The sequence below is a fragment of the Streptomyces sp. NPDC024687 genome, from assembly GCF_055559055.1.
The window spans coordinates 253,802-269,791 of the sequence record NZ_JBVHLJ010000006.1 but is presented as its reverse complement, the minus strand read 5'-3'; the positions used below and the strand labels follow the sequence as shown (position 1 = coordinate 269,791).

General features: G+C 70.1%; 13 protein-coding genes. 6 read left to right on the top strand and 7 right to left on the bottom strand.

Going from position 1 to position 15,990, the window contains the following annotated elements:
- Positions 1-154: 154 nt before the first annotated feature.
- The gene (locus tag ACZ39I_RS24745) at positions 155-565 is read right to left on the bottom strand and encodes a winged helix-turn-helix transcriptional regulator (protein WP_467246517.1); all 411 of its coding nucleotides are present in this window, start codon (positions 563-565) and stop codon (positions 155-157) included.
- A gap of 111 nt (positions 566-676) precedes the next feature.
- Between ACZ39I_RS24745 and ACZ39I_RS24740 the strand changes: the two genes are divergently transcribed.
- Entirely contained in the window at positions 677-1,501 is an 825-nt protein-coding gene (locus ACZ39I_RS24740) for an NAD(P)H-binding protein (RefSeq protein ID WP_467246515.1), read from the top strand.
- Between the two features lie 142 nt (positions 1,502-1,643).
- Positions 1,644-2,762: an ADP-ribosylglycohydrolase family protein gene (locus ACZ39I_RS24735; RefSeq protein WP_403653627.1), complete on the top strand. Its 1,119-nt coding sequence runs from the start codon at positions 1,644-1,646 to the stop codon at positions 2,760-2,762.
- 77 nt (positions 2,763-2,839) lie between these two features.
- On the opposite strand, the gene ACZ39I_RS24730 is transcribed toward ACZ39I_RS24735, so the two are convergent.
- Together ACZ39I_RS24730 and ACZ39I_RS24725 are read right to left on the bottom strand one after the other, a co-directional pair.
- Positions 2,840-4,405, bottom strand: coding sequence for a sodium:solute symporter family protein (locus ACZ39I_RS24730; RefSeq protein WP_467246513.1), 1,566 nt, complete (start codon positions 4,403-4,405; stop codon positions 2,840-2,842).
- Positions 4,406-4,531: 126 nt separating this feature from the next.
- Positions 4,532-5,320, bottom strand: a complete 789-nt coding sequence (locus ACZ39I_RS24725) for an SDR family oxidoreductase (protein ID WP_467246511.1) — start codon at positions 5,318-5,320, stop codon at positions 4,532-4,534.
- Between the two features lie 97 nt (positions 5,321-5,417).
- Between ACZ39I_RS24725 and ACZ39I_RS24720 the strand changes: the two genes are divergently transcribed.
- Positions 5,418-6,260, top strand: a complete 843-nt coding sequence (locus tag ACZ39I_RS24720; protein WP_467246509.1) for a hypothetical protein — start codon at positions 5,418-5,420, stop codon at positions 6,258-6,260.
- A 15-nt stretch (positions 6,261-6,275) separates the two neighbouring features.
- On the opposite strand, the gene ACZ39I_RS24715 is transcribed toward ACZ39I_RS24720, so the two are convergent.
- Positions 6,276-8,162 (bottom strand): MFS transporter, encoded by a 1,887-nt coding sequence (locus ACZ39I_RS24715; RefSeq protein WP_467246507.1) that lies wholly within the window; start codon positions 8,160-8,162, stop codon positions 6,276-6,278.
- Between the two features lie 155 nt (positions 8,163-8,317).
- Positions 8,318-11,191: a D-alanyl-D-alanine carboxypeptidase gene (locus tag ACZ39I_RS24710; protein WP_467246505.1), complete on the bottom strand. Its 2,874-nt coding sequence runs from the start codon at positions 11,189-11,191 to the stop codon at positions 8,318-8,320.
- 235 nt (positions 11,192-11,426) lie between these two features.
- Here ACZ39I_RS24710 and ACZ39I_RS24705 point away from each other — a divergent pair, with 235 nt between their 5' ends.
- From ACZ39I_RS24705 to ACZ39I_RS24695, 3 genes are all read left to right on the top strand, one after another.
- Complete coding sequence (locus ACZ39I_RS24705) at positions 11,427-12,182, top strand: GOLPH3/VPS74 family protein (RefSeq protein WP_352388494.1); 756 nt, start codon at positions 11,427-11,429, stop codon at positions 12,180-12,182.
- A 345-nt stretch (positions 12,183-12,527) separates the two neighbouring features.
- Positions 12,528-13,397, top strand: coding sequence for a helix-turn-helix domain-containing protein (locus ACZ39I_RS24700; RefSeq protein ID WP_352388492.1), 870 nt, complete (start codon positions 12,528-12,530; stop codon positions 13,395-13,397).
- Positions 13,398-13,620: 223 nt separating this feature from the next.
- On the top strand, positions 13,621-13,812 hold the full coding sequence (locus ACZ39I_RS24695; protein ID WP_266518024.1) for a DUF397 domain-containing protein: 192 nt from the start codon (positions 13,621-13,623) through the stop codon (positions 13,810-13,812).
- A gap of 304 nt (positions 13,813-14,116) precedes the next feature.
- Here ACZ39I_RS24695 and ACZ39I_RS24690 read toward each other — a convergent pair whose 3' ends face one another.
- Positions 14,117-14,620: a glutathione peroxidase gene (locus ACZ39I_RS24690; protein ID WP_451475606.1), complete on the bottom strand. Its 504-nt coding sequence runs from the start codon at positions 14,618-14,620 to the stop codon at positions 14,117-14,119.
- Positions 14,621-14,723: 103 nt separating this feature from the next.
- Positions 14,724-15,863 (bottom strand): DUF2235 domain-containing protein, encoded by a 1,140-nt coding sequence (locus ACZ39I_RS24685; protein WP_467246503.1) that lies wholly within the window; start codon positions 15,861-15,863, stop codon positions 14,724-14,726.
- Between the last annotated feature and the right edge of the window lie 127 nt (positions 15,864-15,990).

The following is a 15,990-nucleotide window of genomic DNA, read 5'->3' as shown; positions in this document are numbered from 1 at the left end:
AACGAGACGATTTTCGAATTCGGGGACCCCGCAGCTGAGCGGCGCGCTGCGCCCCGGTCTCCGATGACCAATAGGGGAAAGCCGGTTGCCCAGCGCTGTCTGGGCCCCGCCTGTGCTCACCGGAATCCTCCCGAAGCGCGGATGCCGACCGGCGTCACGCCGACCGACCCCCGCCGCCGTCCCTGGCGTCATAGGCCTGCCGAGCCTCCTCCACCCTCTCCAGGTTCGGTGACCACTGCGCCAGCGTCGCGAACAACGGGGCCAGGCTGCGGCCCAGTTCGGTGATCTCGTACTCCACGCGGGGCGGGACCTCCGCGTGGTATGTGCGGTGGACCAGGCCGTCGCGCTCGAGTTGGCGCAGGCGCTGGGTCAGGACCTTGGGGGTGATGGTGGCGATCCGGCGTTCCACTTCCACGAAGCGCTGACGGCCGTACTCGTGGAGGGTCCAGAGGATCGGTGTGGTCCAGCGGCTGAAGACGATGTCGACCACGGGGGCGATGGGGCAGGCGTTCTCCGGGGGGACATCGGTCCCGGTCCTGCGGCCGTGCGCTGTGGTCTGCGTCACATCAACCCTCTCCGTCCATTACTTTCCTCTAGGTACCTACTGGCATCCCGATAGTAGCTTCGCCGTGTGTCCACAGGAACCAGTCCAGGGACCTCGGAAAAGGGGAGCAACATGATCGTGGTGACCGGTGCTACGGGGAACGTCGGGCGACCCCTCGTGAAGGAACTTCTCGCGGCGGGGGAGCGGGTGACGGCCGTCTCCCGGCAAAGCCCCCGTGACATTCCGGCAGGGCTACGGCATCACCAGGCCGATCTCGCCGCACCTCAGACCCTCAAACCCGCCCTCGACGGGGCCGAGGCGCTCTTCCTTCTGACCTCCGGCGACTTCATGGCGCAAGGCGGCAACCTCGACGACGTCCTCGACGTCGTCCGGGCCGGTGGTGTCCGGCGGGTCGTGCTGCTGTCCTCGCAGGGCGTCACCACCGGCGACCATCCCTCCGAACTGGAGGACGCCGTAAGGCGGTCGGGGCTCGAGTGGACCATGCTGCGGCCCGCCGGCTTCCACTCCAACACCCTCCGGTGGGCCGCCGCGGTGCGCGCCGGACGGACCGTGGCGGCGCCGTTCGGGGACGTCGCGCTGCCGACCGTCGATCCCGAGGACATCGCCGGGGTCGCCGCCGTTGCGCTGCGGGATCCCGGACATGCCGGGCGCGTCCACGAACTGACCGGGCCCGCCCCCGTATCCCCCCGGGAGCAGACCGCCGCGATCGCGGACGCGCTGGGCGAGCCGGTGCGGTTCGTCGAGCAGACCCGGGACGAGGCCAGGGCCGAGATGGTGCGGTTCATGCCGGAGCCGGTCGCGGACGCCACCCTCGACATGCTCGGCGCCCCGTCACCGGGCCTCAGGCGCGTCTCCCCGGACGTCGAGCGGGTCCTCGGCCGTCCGCCCCGCGCCTTCGCCGGTTGGGCGGCCCGCAACGCCTCCCTCTTCCGGTGACCTGCGGTTTCCGGGTGATAGCCGTACTTCGAGGACCAACCGGGTCGCACCCCGCATACCCGCACGCCCCCTGAACCTCCCACCGCCCGTCGATTACAGTGCAGGGCGTCGTACATACGGACGGTCGCCATGGGAGGTCTTGGTGGGTGCGACAACCGGGGCCGTCGTCTGGGGGCGTGCCGAGCAGCAGGACTTCCGGAGCCGGGTGCGCGGGACGCTCCTCGGAGTGGCCGTGGGTGACGCGCTGGGCGCGCCGGTCGACGGGCTCGGACTGGACGAGATCCGGGAGGCGTACGGCGCCGAGGGGCTCGTGGACCTCGGGTTCGGATACGGCCGACGCGGCGCCGTCACCCATCTCACCCAGCTCAGCCTCTTCACCGTGGACGGGCTCATACGGGCCCAGGTCCGCCGGGACACCGGCGCCTGGCACCCGCCCACCGACCTGCACCGGGCGTATCTGCGCTGGGCCGCCACCCAGCGCGACTGGGGGCCCGACGAGCGGCGCAAGGAGGACGGCTGGCTGGCCCGGGAGGAGTGGCTGTACGCCCGCCGCGACCCGACCCGGTCCCTGCTCGTCGGGTTCGGCGACGACACCATGGGGACCCTGGAGTCGCCCAAGAACCCGAACGAACTCGGGCCCGAGGCCACGGCCCGTTCCGCGCCCTTCGGGCTCCTCGTCGGATGGGAGCCGCAGCTGGTCGTACAGCTGGCCGTCGAGTGTGCCGCGCAGACCCACGGGCACCCCGTCGCCTATCTGTCGGCCGGCGCGTACGCCCTGATCGTGCACGCGCTGGCCCTCGGCGACAGCCTGGACGGCGCGGTGCAGCGGGCCCTCGCACTGCTGGCCGCGCGGCCCGGGCACGAGCCCGTGTCGGACGCGCTCCAGCACGCGCTCGGGGCCGTACGGCAGGGGATGCCCACCCCGGCGCGGGTCGAGGAACTCGCCGCCGACGGTTCGGCGGACGGGCTGCTGTCCGCCGCCGTGTACTGCGCTCTGGTCGGAGAGGACGTACGGCACGGCCTGTGCCTCGCCGTGAACCACGACGGGCCCTCCGCCGCGGCCGGCGCGCTCACCGGCGGTCTGCTGGGAGCGTTGCACGGGGAGACGGCCCTCCCTCCGGCCTGGCTGGCCGAACTGGAGGGCCGCCCCACACTCCTGGAACTCGCCGACGACTTCGCCATGGAGATGACCCAGGGGCCCGCGCTGCACGGTCCCGCGGGAGCGTCCCCCGGGTGGCTGGCGCGCTACCCGCGGGGGTGAGACCCGCTGCAGCGGTGCCTGGCCCGCGACCAGGAGCAGGGCGCGGGCGGCAACACTCGGGCTTCAGGAGGCCGAGGTCAGTCCTTCACCGGTGTACGGTCCGCCGGGCCCACCGGAGCCGGGATCGCGACGCCCGCCGCCCCGTCGTCGTCCGTGTTGATCTTCTCGATGATCGCGAGGCGCTCCGGGGTGTCCTCGGGCTTGATGAACCCGATGGCGATGTAGAGGACCAGGGAGACGGCCAGCGGGATCGAGACCTGGTACTGGAGCGGGACACCGCCGTCGACGTTCCAGTTGATCGGGTAGTTGACCAGCCAGAAGGTGAGCAGACCCATCGACCAGCTGGTGAGCGCGGCCGTCGGACCGGAGCGGCGGAACGGGCGCAGCAGGCCGAGCATCATCGGGATGGCCATCGGGCCCATGAGGCCGGCCACCCACTTGATCACGACGGTGATGATGTCCTTGAACGCGGGGGAGTTGACCTGGGTCGCCGCCGCCATCGACAGGCCGAGGAAGACGACCGTCGTGATGCGCGCGACCCTGAGCCCCTGACCCTGGCTCCAGCTGCGCGCCCTGCGCCACACCACCGGTGCGCAGTCCCGGGTGAAGACGGCCGCGATGGCGTTGGCGTCGGAGGAGCACATGGCCATGGTGTGCGAGAAGAACCCGACGATGACGAGGCCCAACAGGCCGTGCGGCAGCAGCTGTTCGGTCATCAGGCCGTAGGAGTCGGAGCCGTCCGGCTTCTGCGACTGGACCAGCAGCGGTGACATCCACATGGGGAAGAACAGGACGACCGGCCACACCAGCCACAGGATCGCCGACAGCCGCGCCGAGCGCTCGGCCTGGTGCGCGTTGGCCGTGGCCATGTAGCGCTGGGCCTGGTTGAGCATGCCGCCGTTGTACTCGAAGAGCTTGATGAAGAGGAAGGCGAGCAGGAAGACCGTTCCGTACGGCCCCACCAGCGGCTCTCCGTGGCCCTGGAGCTCCGGCTCGTCCCAGGCGCCGAAGAAGCCGATGCCCTTGTCGTTGAGCTTGAGGACGACGGCGATGAACATCGCGACGCCGGCGAGGAGTTGGATGACGAACTGGCCCAGCTCCGTGAGCGCGTCGGCCCACAGGCCGCCGATCGTGCAGTAGACGGCCGTGATGGCGCCGGTGATCAGGATGCCCTGGTTGAGCGAGATCCCGGTGAACACCGACAACAGGGTCGCGATCGCGGCCCACTTGGCGCCCACATCAACGATCTTCAGCAGCATGCCCGACCAGGCCAGCGCCTGCTGGGTCTTCAGGTCGTAACGGTTCTTCAGATACTCCAGCGGGGAAGCCACATGGAGTCGTGAACGCAGCCGGTTGATGCGCGGCGCGAACAGCTTCGAGCCGATCGCGATGCCGAGGGCGATGGGGAAGGACCAGGTGATGAAGGAGGTGACGCCGTAGGTGTAGGCGATGCCCGCGTACCCGGTGAACATCACCGCGCTGTAGCCCGACATGTGGTGCGAGATGCCCGACAGCCACCACGGCATCTTGCCGCCGGCGGTGAAGAAGTCGCTGACGTCGTCGACACGTTTGTGCGACCAGACGCCGATGGCGACCATCACGCCGAAATAGCCGATGAGCACGGCCCAGTCGAGACCGTTCATATGCGCCCTCCCACGGATCAGCCCGGCGCTCATCGTGGGTGCCACCACGTGGACACGACAAGCTGGCGTCAGGTCAAAGGGAGGTAAAGATATTCGAGCTGATGGCCTACGTTCATCTATATGAACTCATCGCATCAGCTCCCCGGCGTTGACCAGCAACGACTGTCCGGTGATCGCCCGCGCCCGGTCCGAGGCCAGGAACACCGTCGCGTCCGCCACGTCCCCGTCCGTCGCGAGGTCGGGCAGCGCCATCCGGTCGGTCAGCCGCTTCAGCACGTCGGCCTCCGGCACCTTCTCGGTGTGTGCCGTGAACTGCACGTACGCCTGCACCGGCGGCCCCCACATCCAGCCCGGCAGCACGGTGTTGACCCGGATCCGGTACGGCCCGAGCTCCCGCGCCAGCGAGTACATCGCGCTGGTCAGCGCCCCCTTCGAGGCGGCGTACGCGGCCTGCCGCACCTGCGAGGGGGCGGCCACGGCCGACTGCGTCCCGACGGACACGACCGATCCGCCGCCCGCCGCCTTCAGTCCCGCAAGGCACGCCCGAGTCATCCGCAGCGACCCGAGCAGATTCACATCGATGACCGACTGCCAGGTCGCGAAGTCCGCGTCCTCGAGCCCGCCGAAGTAGCTGTCCCACGCGGCCACCTGCACCACCGCGTCCAGCCGCCCGAACCGCTCCAGCGCCAACTCCGCGAGTGCCGTGCACTGTTGCTCGTCGGTGATGTCCGTCGACCGGTACGCCGTGTGCGCCCCGTCCGGATCGATCTCCGCGGCGCTCTTGGCGAGGTTCGCCTCGGTCCGCGCACCCAGCACGGCGTTCCCGCCGTCCCGCACGACGGCCGCCGCGACCTGATGGCCGAGCCCGGCACCGACTCCCGACACCACGACGGTCTTCCCGGAGAGAAGTGACATACCGGCGGCCTCCCTGCTTCCTGCCTGGGTTCTGGCTCTGGCGCATAATCTGACGGGGCGTCAGAGTATGGGCGAGCGCTGGAGGAGGGAAGGTCCCATGTCAGAAGAGACCGTGTCAGAAGAGACCCACAGCGAGACGTACGCCGAACTGGCCGCCACAGGACCCTACGGAGTCCGCCCCGGCCACGCGCTGATCACCATGGTCGAACCGCACCCCGGCCATGAGTACGCCTACAACCGCTGGTACGAGGACGACCACTACTACGCGGGCGCGATGGCCATGCCCTGGATGTTCGCGGGCCGCCGCTGGGTGGCCACCCGGGACCTCCAACTCCTGCGCGTCCCGGAGAAGTCGGCAGTGGCCCAGCCGGTGACGGCGGGCTGCTACCTCTCCACCTACTGGGTCACCGACGGCCGCTACGACGACCACATGAAGTGGACGGTGGCCATCAACAAACGCCTCAACCGCGACGCCCGCGTCTACCACGACCGCACCCACGTCTTCACCGCGTTCCAGGACCACGAGTCCACGGTCTACCGCGACGGGGCGGCGGGCCCGAGGGACTTCCACGCCCTGGACCACCCGTACGCCGGGCTGGTGCTGGAGGTCATCGACGCCGAATCCCCGGAGCGGCGACCGGAGTTGCTGGAGTGGCTGGTCGCGCGGCACCTGCCCAGGCGCCTGGCGGGCTCCCCGGCGGCCATGGTGACGATCTTCCGCCCGACCCCCCTCCCCGGCGACCGCATGACCTATGTCAAGCAGGTGGAGGGCGTCGACACACGGCTCACGCTGCTGTGGTTCCTGGAGACGGACCCGAGGGAGTGCTGGGAGCAGTACTTCACGGACCTGGAGGAACCGCCGATGGGCAGGGCGGAGCTGCTGGCGCCGTTCGTCCCGACGGTTCCGGGCACGGACACCTACGTGGACCGGCTGCGCTGACCCGGGGCCGCACGACTACTTCCACTCATCGGGACAGGGCGTACCCCGCGGCACGGTGTAGGGCGCGGCCAGCCGGTACGTCCCGGCCTTCGGCGCCAGCAGCATCGTCCACTTGTCCCCGTCCGCGTCCTCCGGCGTCTCCATCAGGCAGCCGTTGACGTTGGCGAACGTCTTCGGCTCCCCGTCGCCCCGCTCCTTCGACGCGTCCGTCTCCTGCGGGGCCTGCAGCTTCTTGCCCTCAGCGTCGACGATCGACAGCCACGGCGAGTACGGGATCCGGATCAGAATCCGCCCGGCCTTCTTCACCCGCATGGTCATCTCGCCCTGCGCGGCCCGGTCGACGACCGTGTTCGGGGAGGCCAGCGGCGCCGGGTCGGTCACCTGGAACAGCTGCCAGTTCGCGTCGCCCCAGATCTGCTTCAGGTACGGCATCCCGCGCTGGACCAGCTCCCGCTCCCGCTCGCCCCCGTCCCCGTCGGGCTCGTCCTTCGGCACGACCACGAAGTGCACGGCCCAGCGCTGGAGCCACTCGTGGTAGTTCGCGGAGTTCAGGGTGTCGTCGTAGAAGAGCGGGTTGCGCTCCATGTCGGCCTGCCGGTTCCAGCCCCGGGCGAGGTTGACGTACGGCGCGAGCGCGGACGCCTCGCGGTGGGAGGCGGCCGGTACGACCTCGACGCGGCCCTTCTCGGCGCCGACCTCCTGGAGCTCGTTGACGAGGGGGGCCAGCTCGCGTGCCCAGGACGCCGTGGGGGTCGTGTGGACGACGTCGTCGACCGACTTGAAGCCGATCCAGACGGTGAAGCCGGCGAAGGCGACGACGACGGCGTACCACTTGCGGGAGCGCGGCACCGTGAACGGCAGCGCGGCCGCCAGGGCCACCCCCGCGAACAGCATCGGCAGCCGCGAGATGTTGGAGCCGATCTGGGAGCTGACCAGCCAGACCAGGACGACCGACAGGCTGTAGACCCCGGCGGTGATCCGGACCGTCGTCCACTCGCGCGGGACGAGGAAGTAGACCAGGAGGCCGTACGCCAGCGGCAGCAGCACCGAGGCGATCTTCATCGGCTGGGTGCCGGCGAACGGGAAGAGCCAGGCGGACAGGGCCACGACGGCGGTGGGGGCGAGGCCGAGCGCCCAGGCGCCGGGTCGCCGTTTCTCCAGGAAGAGGGCGACCGCCACCAGGCCCACGAACAGGCCGGCCACGGGTGAGGCCATGGTGGCGAGGGCGGCGAGCGGGGCCGCGCAGGCGGCCTTGGCCCAGCGTTTGTAGCGCCAGCGGTGCGGCCAGCAGAAGACGACGGCGACCGCGCCGAGCGCGAAGACCGTGCCGAGACCGAAGGTCACCCGGCCCGAGGCCGCGTTGCACAGGAAGGCGTACACACCCGCCAGCGAGGCCCACAGCGGGTTCTTCACCGACCGGCTGCGGATGAGGATCAGCGTCAGCAGCCCGGCCGAGACGGTCCCGGCCAGCATCATCGTCGTACGGACGCCGAGCACCGACATCAGATACGGCGACACGATGCTGTACGACACCGGGTGCATGCCGCCGTACCAGGCCAGGTTGTACGCGGAGTCCGGGTGCCGGCCGACGAACTCGGCCCAGGCGTCCTGTGCCGCGAGGTCGCCGCCACTGTTCGCGAACGTGAAGAACCAGACGATGTGGAGGATGCCGGAGAGCGCGGTCATGGAGAGGACGGGGTGACGAAGCAGCCGCTCGCGCAGGGCGAGGAGGGCGGTCCGGGTTCTGGTCCACTCGGGGTCCTGGGGGTCCTGGTGGGGGCCCTTGGGGTCCTCGGAAGGGCCGCCGTTCCCGGTCTCAGGTTCCGCGGGCACGCCTATTCGCGGGCCGGTACCCGGGCCCGGGTCGGTGTCGTCGGCGCGTGTCGGCTCCGCAGTGGCCACCTGAAGGCACTCCCCGTGGTGTCCCGTCTTCGTTTCTCGGTCGCGCCCCAGCGTCGACCTGCCCCGGTTCGTGACGCTAGCACGCGGCCCGCCGTCCCGAACCCCGGGCGGGGTCCGGTCGACGGGCCGGGTGGGGCGTCTGTCCCGTTTCCGGATCAGCCGACGCGGGTCAGCTTGTCGGTGAGACCCGGTTCGGTCAGATCCTTCTGGAGGGTGACCGGGACCTTGACCGCGCCGCCCTCGCCGTCGCCGACGGTGAGAGTGCCGACCTTGGTGCCGGCCTTCGCGGTGTGCGGTACGTCGTCGGCGGCGAAGGACAGCTTCACCTCGAGGCCGGCCCAGCCGACGGCGGTGACGTCCTTGGTGAGCACGACGGGGGTGTGGCCGCCGAGGCCGTCGTCCACGTACCCGACGACGTCACCCTTCTTCAGGATCTTCGTCGAGGTCAGGGCGTCCTGGGCGGCGAGCATCGCCGTCTTGCTGACCGCGTTCACGGTGTCGATGATCGGCGCCGTGTGCTGGCCGAGGATCGCGCCGACCACGGTGACCGTCTCCTCGCCGACCTCCTTGGTGGCGGCGAAGAGGAGATTGCCGCCGGCCTTGGTGGTGGTGCCGGTCTTGATGCCGATGGCGCCGTTGTAGGGGACGAGGCGGTTGTAGTTGTTCCAGGGCTGGCCGGAGGGGTCCTTCCAGCTGGGCTTGCTGGTGATGTCGATCAGCGCAGGGATCTTCACCAGTTCGTTCCCGAGCTTCACCTGGTCCTCGGCGGTGGAGACGGTGGTCTCCTTCAGGCCAGAGGCGTCGGTGTACTTCGTGTTCTTCATACCGAGTTCCTTGGCGGTGTCGTTCATCTTCTTGATGAACGCGGCCTCGGAACCGGCGTCCCAGCGGGCGAGCAGCCGGGCGATGTTGTTGGCGGAGGGGATCATGATCGCCGAGATCGCCTGCTTCTCGGTGAGGACGTCGTCCTTCTTGACGGTGTTGAGGGTGGACTCACCCTCCTTGTTGTAACCGCCCTCCTTCTCGGCGAGCGCGTCGACGGTGATCTTCGCGCCCTCCTCGCCGGCCTTGAGGGGGTGGTCCTTCAGGACGATGTAGGCGGTCATGGCCTTGGCCACGGAGCCGATCGCGACGGGGGTCTGCTTGCCGAAGTCGCCCATCGTGCCGATGCCGTTCACGTCCATCCAGCCCTGGCCCTCAGTGGGCCACGGGAGGGTCGCCTTGCTGCCGTCGAAGGTGTAGGAGTCCTCGGCGGTGAGGCTGAGCGTGGGGTCCGGCAGGGGGCGCAGGGCCTGCACGATCGCAAACGCGACGACCAGGAGGATGAGGATCGGGGTCCAGATCTTGACCCGGCGACCGAGCGTGCGCAGGGGGCTGGGCGGGGGCGGCGGAGTGTTGGTGAGCTCCGCGAGCAGGTCGAGCGGCGGCTTCGGCGGCAGCGGCTGCTGTGTGGTCCGCTCCGGGCCGACCTGGGGGACGGCGGCGGTCACGTCCGCCCTCGGCCGCGGCTCGCGCGGCTCGCGCGGCTCGTCGAGACCCTTCAGCGCGACGAACTTGCTCGTCCGCTCGGCGGGGGCCTCCGGCTTGGGCTTGGGCTCCGCCTCCGGTGCCTTGCCGAGCTTCAGCATGGTGGTGGGCTGGTCCACGGGGGGCCGGGGTGCCTTGAAGACGGCGGTGGGCTGGTCGACGGGGGGCGCGTCGGCCGCGTCCGCGTCACCGTCACCGGGCTCGTCGTCCGTCGGCGAGTCGGCGGGAGCCTTGTCGGTTACGTCGGCTTCGCCGGGCTTGTGGTCTGTCCGCGGGTCGGTGGGGGCCTTGTCGGTTACGTCGGCTTCACCGGGCTTGTCGTCCGTGCGCGGGTCGGTGGGGGCTGGTCGCGCAGTTCCCCGCGCCCCTGGGGACTCGGGCTCGCTGGCGTCAGGACGGGGGTCCTCGCCGGGCTCGTCGTCCGTGCGCGGGTCGGTGGGGGCCGGTCGCGCAGTTCCCCGCGCCCCTGAGGGGGTCGAGTCGCCGGTGTCCGGAGCGTGATCCTCGTCGGCGGCAGGAACTTCATCGGCTACGGCGATATCGGCGGCGTCGCTCTCGGGCGCCGCGTCGGTGTCGGTGGCCGTCTTCGACCCGGCGTCGGGGCCGGGCTCGTCCTCGGCGGGCTCAGCGTCCTTGCCCGCGGGCTTCTCCGCAGCCTCCGCCTTGCCGGAACCCTCCTCGGGACCGGCCCCGTCCGCCGTAGCCACCCACGCCGCAACCGCGTCCCGCAGTCGCGCGTCGCCCGAGGGGGCCGACTCGTCGCGCCCACCGGAGTTGCCGACCTCGCTATCGGAGTCACCAGAACTCTCAGCGGTAGCGGTGTCACCGGACTTGCTGTCGGGGTCGCCCGAGCCCTCGGTCGTTCGGGTGTCGTCCGAGCCCTTGGCTGTGCCGACGCCGCCCGAGCCTTCGCCCGTGCCGGTGTCATCCAAGCCCCCGGCCGCGCCCGTGTCGCCCGAACCCTTGGCCGTGTCGGAGTCGTCCGGCGCCGTGCCCTCCGCGTCCTCCGCCTCGCCCGAACCGCCGACTGCGGCCTCGGCCCCGTCGGCTTCCTCCTCGGTCTCAGCCTCGGCGCCGCCGACTTCGTCCCTGGACTCGGTCCCGCCGGCTTCCTCCTCGGCGTCGGCCCCGTCGGCGGGCTCCGTCGCCTCGGCCTCGCCCGCGGACTTCCCGGCCTCAGGCTCGTGCTCGAGCTCCTCGGCCCCGTCCACGGCCGAACGCGTGTCCCCGGCCCCCCTGGGCCCGGAACCCCCCGTCCCGGCCTCTGCGGGGCCCCCGGCGCCGTCCTCGGGCGTCTTCGGGAGGTCGCGTACCGAGAAGACCCTCGTGGCCGTGTCGATGCCTGCGAGGGAGATGGACTCGCGTGCGACCGCGAGCCGGGGATCGCGTGCGGAACTCCTCGCCCCGGGAACCGGGCTCCCGCTCCCCGACGTCGGTTCTGCCGACGACTCGCGCTGCTTCGACCTGTCGGGGGACTCGCCCGCCACCGATGCCTCCTCCATGTGCCGCAGGTGATCGGTATCCGTCACCCTGCGTCTGCCGAACCGTTGAATCGCCGCCCGGGCAGCCGCCACACCACGCTGTCCGAACCATGTACCAGTGTCCTGTGTGTGGCCCTGTCCCAGGCGGTAGACGAGAACGACATACCTACTGGTTCCACTACAAAGAGGTCACGCACCCTCGACAGACCAATGTGAGAGGGGTCACCCTGTCTTTCATCCACGCGGGGAGGCATGGATGGGCAGGAGCCGCAGAACACTTCCGGAGGAGCTTCTGCTGCTGGCGTTGGACCCGACCACGGGTACCACCGCACAGCCGCAGTCGCTCGACCTCGGTCTGGCCGGAGCACAGCTAGTGGAGCTGGCGCTGGCCGGACGGATAGCCCCAGACGGGGATCGTATAGCCGTGGTAGCCCCACGGCCGACAGGAGATCCGACTTTGGACTGCGCGTTGGAGTTGCTGCGAAGGCGTGGCGCTCCCGTGCGGGCAGTGAACTGGATCGGCGGGCCGCGCCTTGGGCTCCGCCAGACCTACCTCTCGCATCTGGAGCGGTGCGGCATGGTGCATGCCGTGGCGGGTCAGATGTGCGGAGTGCTGCCGACGACTCGCTACCAGGCGACGGACAACGAGATCAGCCGGGAGATCAAGGCCCGACTGGACTCGGCGATCCGCACCGGCGTACCGCCGGACCCGCGGACCGCCGCGCTCGCCGCCCTGGCACACGCGGTCGGCCTCGGCAAGCACCTGTATCCGGGCAACGAGGGACGTTCCTCGCGCTCCCGGCTGCGGGACCTGATCAGGCACGACCCCATGGGCGGACTCGTCGCGCACGCCGTGATGGACGTCCAGAACGGCGTGGCCGCACAGCCACGTCGCAGCCCGGCACCGGCCGGCCGTCAGGCCGCCCCCGGAGCCAGGCCCGCGCCGGAACCCGCTCATGGCGTTCCGATGCAACCGCGCCGAGGACCGATGGCGCGCGCCGTGGCTCACTGAGCCGCAGTCCCACGGCACGCACCGCCGGCAGCACGACCAGGCACGACCCGCACCACGCACCACTCAGCCGCCGCACCGTCAGTCCCCAGAGACCGGTTCGGGAGCCGCTGGTCCGCGCGGGGCGACGGAACCGTACGTCCGTACATCGGGCGTCGCCGGGTTCCGACGCCCCGCGCGGCCGCATGTCCGGCCGCATGTCCGGGCATGCCGGACGAGCGGCCCCAACTGACGTGCACCCAGCGCATATACACCGTTTCCCAGCGGTAATAAGCACCTTGGTGGCAGTCTGCTCAACAGCAGATACGCAAAGTCAAGAACGAGGCAGCAGCCGGAGGTGCACGTCCCGTGGCGTCCAGTGTCAATCCCACCGTCAGGCGACGCCGGCTGGGCCAGGAGCTGCGCAGGCTCCGCGAGCTCAAGGGCATGACGGCCGAAGAGGTGGCGGAGCGGCTGCTCGTGTCGCAGTCGAAGATCAGCCGGCTGGAGAACGGCCGGCGCAGCATCAGCCAGCGCGACGTCCGCGACCTGTGCGGGGTGTACGAGGTCGAGGACCAGCGCATCGTCGAATCCCTGATGCAGATGGCCAAGGACTCGCGGCAGCAGGGCTGGTGGCACGCCTTCGGGGACATCCCGTACAGCGTCTACATCGGCCTGGAGACCGACGCCGAGTCGCTGCGCGTGTACGAACCCCAGATCATCACGGGCCTGTTGCAGACCCGGCCGTACGCCGAGGCCATCGTGCGCGGCGGCGCGCCGGAGGCCACCGAGACGGAGAACGACAAGCGGGTCGAGGTACGGCTGCGGCGGCAGAGCCGGGTCGCGGCCGAACGGGATCCGCTGCGGCTGTGGGTCGTTCTGGACGAGGCGTCCCTGCGCCGGGTGGTGGGCAGCCGGCAGGTGATGCGCGAGCAGCTGGAGTACCTCGTGGAGATGTCCCAGCAGCCCCACATCACCGTGCAGGTGCTGCCGTTCGACGTCGGCGCCCACCCGGGGCTGAGCGGCCAGTACTCCATCCTGGAGTTCTCGGACGCGGCGGACTCCAGCGTCGTCTACATCGAGGGCGTCACCAGCGACCTGTACCTGGAGAAGGCGCACGACGTGCAGAAGTACACCGTGATGTACGAGCACTTGAGGGCGCAGGCGCTCAACGTCGACCAGTCGCGCCAGATGATCGAGGACATCGCCAAGGAGTACGCCCGGGAGTACGCCCGGTGAACTACGTCTGAGCCGCCTCCGAGCCGCCTCCGAGCCGCTTCCGGACAGGGCGGGCCGGATGGTACACCCCGGCCTTGCCCGTCTGGAAGAGTCCCTTGGAATATGCCACCAGAAGAGTGAACGACTGCTCCGAAAGAGGAAGTCGGCGAGTAGCGTCGATCACGCCAACGATCAGTAAAGGTTGGCGTAATCCGAACACTGCGCATCTGGCTACGGAGCGAATATGGCAATTCGTCTGGGCAACCTGGACACATGGACGACCTCCACCTACACCAACGCCAACGGGGCATGCCTGATGGTGAGGTCGACCGAAGAGGAAGCACTCGAACTCGGCGACACCAAGATCCCCGAGGGCCCCAAGCTGGCCTTCCCCGCCGAGGCGTGGAGCGCCTTCGTGGCCTCGGTCAAGGTGTGAGGGGCGGACCGGTCTGATCCCCGTCCCGTTCACCCACAACTGCACACCACAACTGCTCACGACAACAGCACAAGCACCACCACAGAGCCCTCTCGACCAGATCGCCGTCCTTGCCGAGGGGGCTCGGCGTGTGCCTGTGCCTGCGGCGCTTCGGCCGGGGGGTTGTGCGTCGGGTGCGGTCCGGTGGCGGGCCAGTCGCGCAGTTCCCCGCGCCCCCAAGGACGGGCACAGCTGGGCAGACGCGACTGCACCCACTCAGGGGCGCGGGGAACTGCGCGACCAGCCACAGCGGACCCGCGGCCGCCTACGCCAGCGCGCTCTCCACGGCGGTGACGAGCTCGTCCGACTCGGGCTCCGTCTGCGGGGAGAACCTCGCCACGACCGATCCGTCCCGGCCGATCAGGAACTTCTCGAAGTTCCAGCGGATGTCCCCGTCGTGCCCCTCCGCGTCGGCGAAGCCCACGAGCCGCTCGTACAGGGCGTGCCGCCCTTCCCCGTTCACCTCGACCTTCTCGGTCAGCGGGAAGGTCACGCCGTACGTCGCCGAGCAGAACTCCGCGATCTCCTCGGCGCTGCCGGGCTCCTGGCCCATGAACTGGTTGCAGGGCACGCCGAGGACGGTGAAGCCCCGCTCCGCGTACCGCTCCTGGAGCTTCTCCAGGCCGTTGTACTGCGGGGTGAGCCCGCACTTGGAGGCCACGTTCACGATGAGGACGGCCTTGCCGGCGTACTGGGCAAGGTCGGCGGAGCCGCCCGTGAGGGCCCCGATCTCGGTGTCGAGGGGAGAGGAACCATCTGTAGTCGTCATGAGCGGATGCTAACTCCGCTCATGGCGGCCGCGTCGATCGCGGTGACCCTGACGCTCTTCGCGCTGGAGAGGTGTCACGGCCCGGATGACGTGAGCCCGGACCTCAGGGAGTGTGGACGGGCACGTCGTTGAAGGCGAGGGGGACCGGGTCGGCGTCCTGATGCCTGACGTCCTTCAGGTAGGCCTCGAGCGCCGGCGGGCGGTAGCGGGAGTCGCCCTCGCGGCGGCGCAGGACCGTGTCAGCCAGATGCTCGTTGCCGACGAGGCGACCCTGCTTGTCCCTCTCCTGTCCGATCGGGCGGTGCAGGGGCCGGAAGAGGCGGTAGAAGCCCGTCCGGGAGGGGACCCACGGGCCCATCGGGTTCGGCTGGACGGCGAAGTCGACGCACTCCTGCGGGTTCATGCTGTCCGGCCCCTTCGCGCTGAGGATCCCGGGCTCGAATTCCAGGCCGTACCGGACGGCCTGCCGGACCATCCACAGGAGGGTGATGTCGGACAGGCCCGAGTCCTTCTCGCCGCCCCCGACGGAGAGATGCACCCCGGAGAACCACATCTGCAGCAACTCCTGACCCGTGGCCTCCTTCTCCTGCTGCCACAGGGTCGGCGGGAACGCCGAGCGCTCCTCGTCGACGGCCAGGGCCTGGAAGGCGCCGTTCACCGACTTGCTGAGGGTGGTGTCGTGGAAGGCCCAGCGGTGGTTGAAGCGGTCGACGAGCGGCTGGAGGAACCGGGGCGCCGGAACCGGGATGCCCAGAGAGCCGACCGTGTCCCAGACGCCCACGAAACGGATCTCCGTCTCGTACGAGTACGCCCCGCGGAACAGCGTGGCGGACACGCTGGTCGGTTTGTCGGCGCGGCTGCGGTACAACGCCCACGCCTCGTCGATCCGGTCGGCCTGTTCCGGGCGCAGGATGCCGCAGTTGCGCACCAGCCCGGCCAGGCTGCGCGCGGTGAACGCGCCCCGGCTGAAGCCGAACAGGTACAGGGCGTCGCCGGGTTCGTAGGTGTGGATCAGGAAGCGGTAGGCGTCGAGCACGTTGCGCGACAGACCCACCCCGAACGCCCCGCCCCGCAGCCGTTCCCGCCGGTTGGTGCCGACCCCGCTGTGGTAGTACACCCGCTGTTCCGCTCCGTCAGCGGAGCGTCGCCGTACGGCCAGGGCCACCTTGGCGACGTTCGTCTTGCTCGGCTGGTCGGCGAGGTTCCACGTCCCGTCGCAGCAGACCACCAGACGCTTGGCCATCCTGTGCCTCCTCTACCCGTAGCCCCTGCGGAGAGGACCGCGCGACTGCTCGGCAGATACAGCCAGTACCGCAGGGACCGCGCCGCCCCGCAACTCGGAGCCCGGTGGCGGGTCGGCGGCGGACCGG

What these genes read in the sequence shown, in the direction of transcription:
- ACZ39I_RS24725 (WP_467246511.1), bottom strand. Translation starts at nt 5,320, where the DNA reads ATGTCACTTCTCTCCGGGAAGACCGTCGTGGTGTCGGGAGTCGGTGCC.
- ACZ39I_RS24740 (WP_467246515.1), top strand. Translation starts at nt 677, where the DNA reads ATGATCGTGGTGACCGGTGCTACGGGGAACGTCGGGCGACCCCTCGTG.
- ACZ39I_RS24710 (WP_467246505.1), bottom strand. Translation starts at nt 11,191, where the DNA reads ATGGAGGAGGCATCGGTGGCGGGCGAGTCCCCCGACAGGTCGAAGCAG.
- ACZ39I_RS24695 (WP_266518024.1), top strand. Translation starts at nt 13,621, where the DNA reads ATGGCAATTCGTCTGGGCAACCTGGACACATGGACGACCTCCACCTAC.
- ACZ39I_RS24730 (WP_467246513.1), bottom strand. Translation starts at nt 4,405, where the DNA reads ATGAACGGTCTCGACTGGGCCGTGCTCATCGGCTATTTCGGCGTGATG.
- ACZ39I_RS24720 (WP_467246509.1), top strand. Translation starts at nt 5,418, where the DNA reads ATGTCAGAAGAGACCGTGTCAGAAGAGACCCACAGCGAGACGTACGCC.
- ACZ39I_RS24690 (WP_451475606.1), bottom strand. Translation starts at nt 14,620, where the DNA reads ATGACGACTACAGATGGTTCCTCTCCCCTCGACACCGAGATCGGGGCC.
- ACZ39I_RS24705 (WP_352388494.1), top strand. Translation starts at nt 11,427, where the DNA reads ATGGGCAGGAGCCGCAGAACACTTCCGGAGGAGCTTCTGCTGCTGGCG.
- ACZ39I_RS24685 (WP_467246503.1), bottom strand. Translation starts at nt 15,863, where the DNA reads ATGGCCAAGCGTCTGGTGGTCTGCTGCGACGGGACGTGGAACCTCGCC.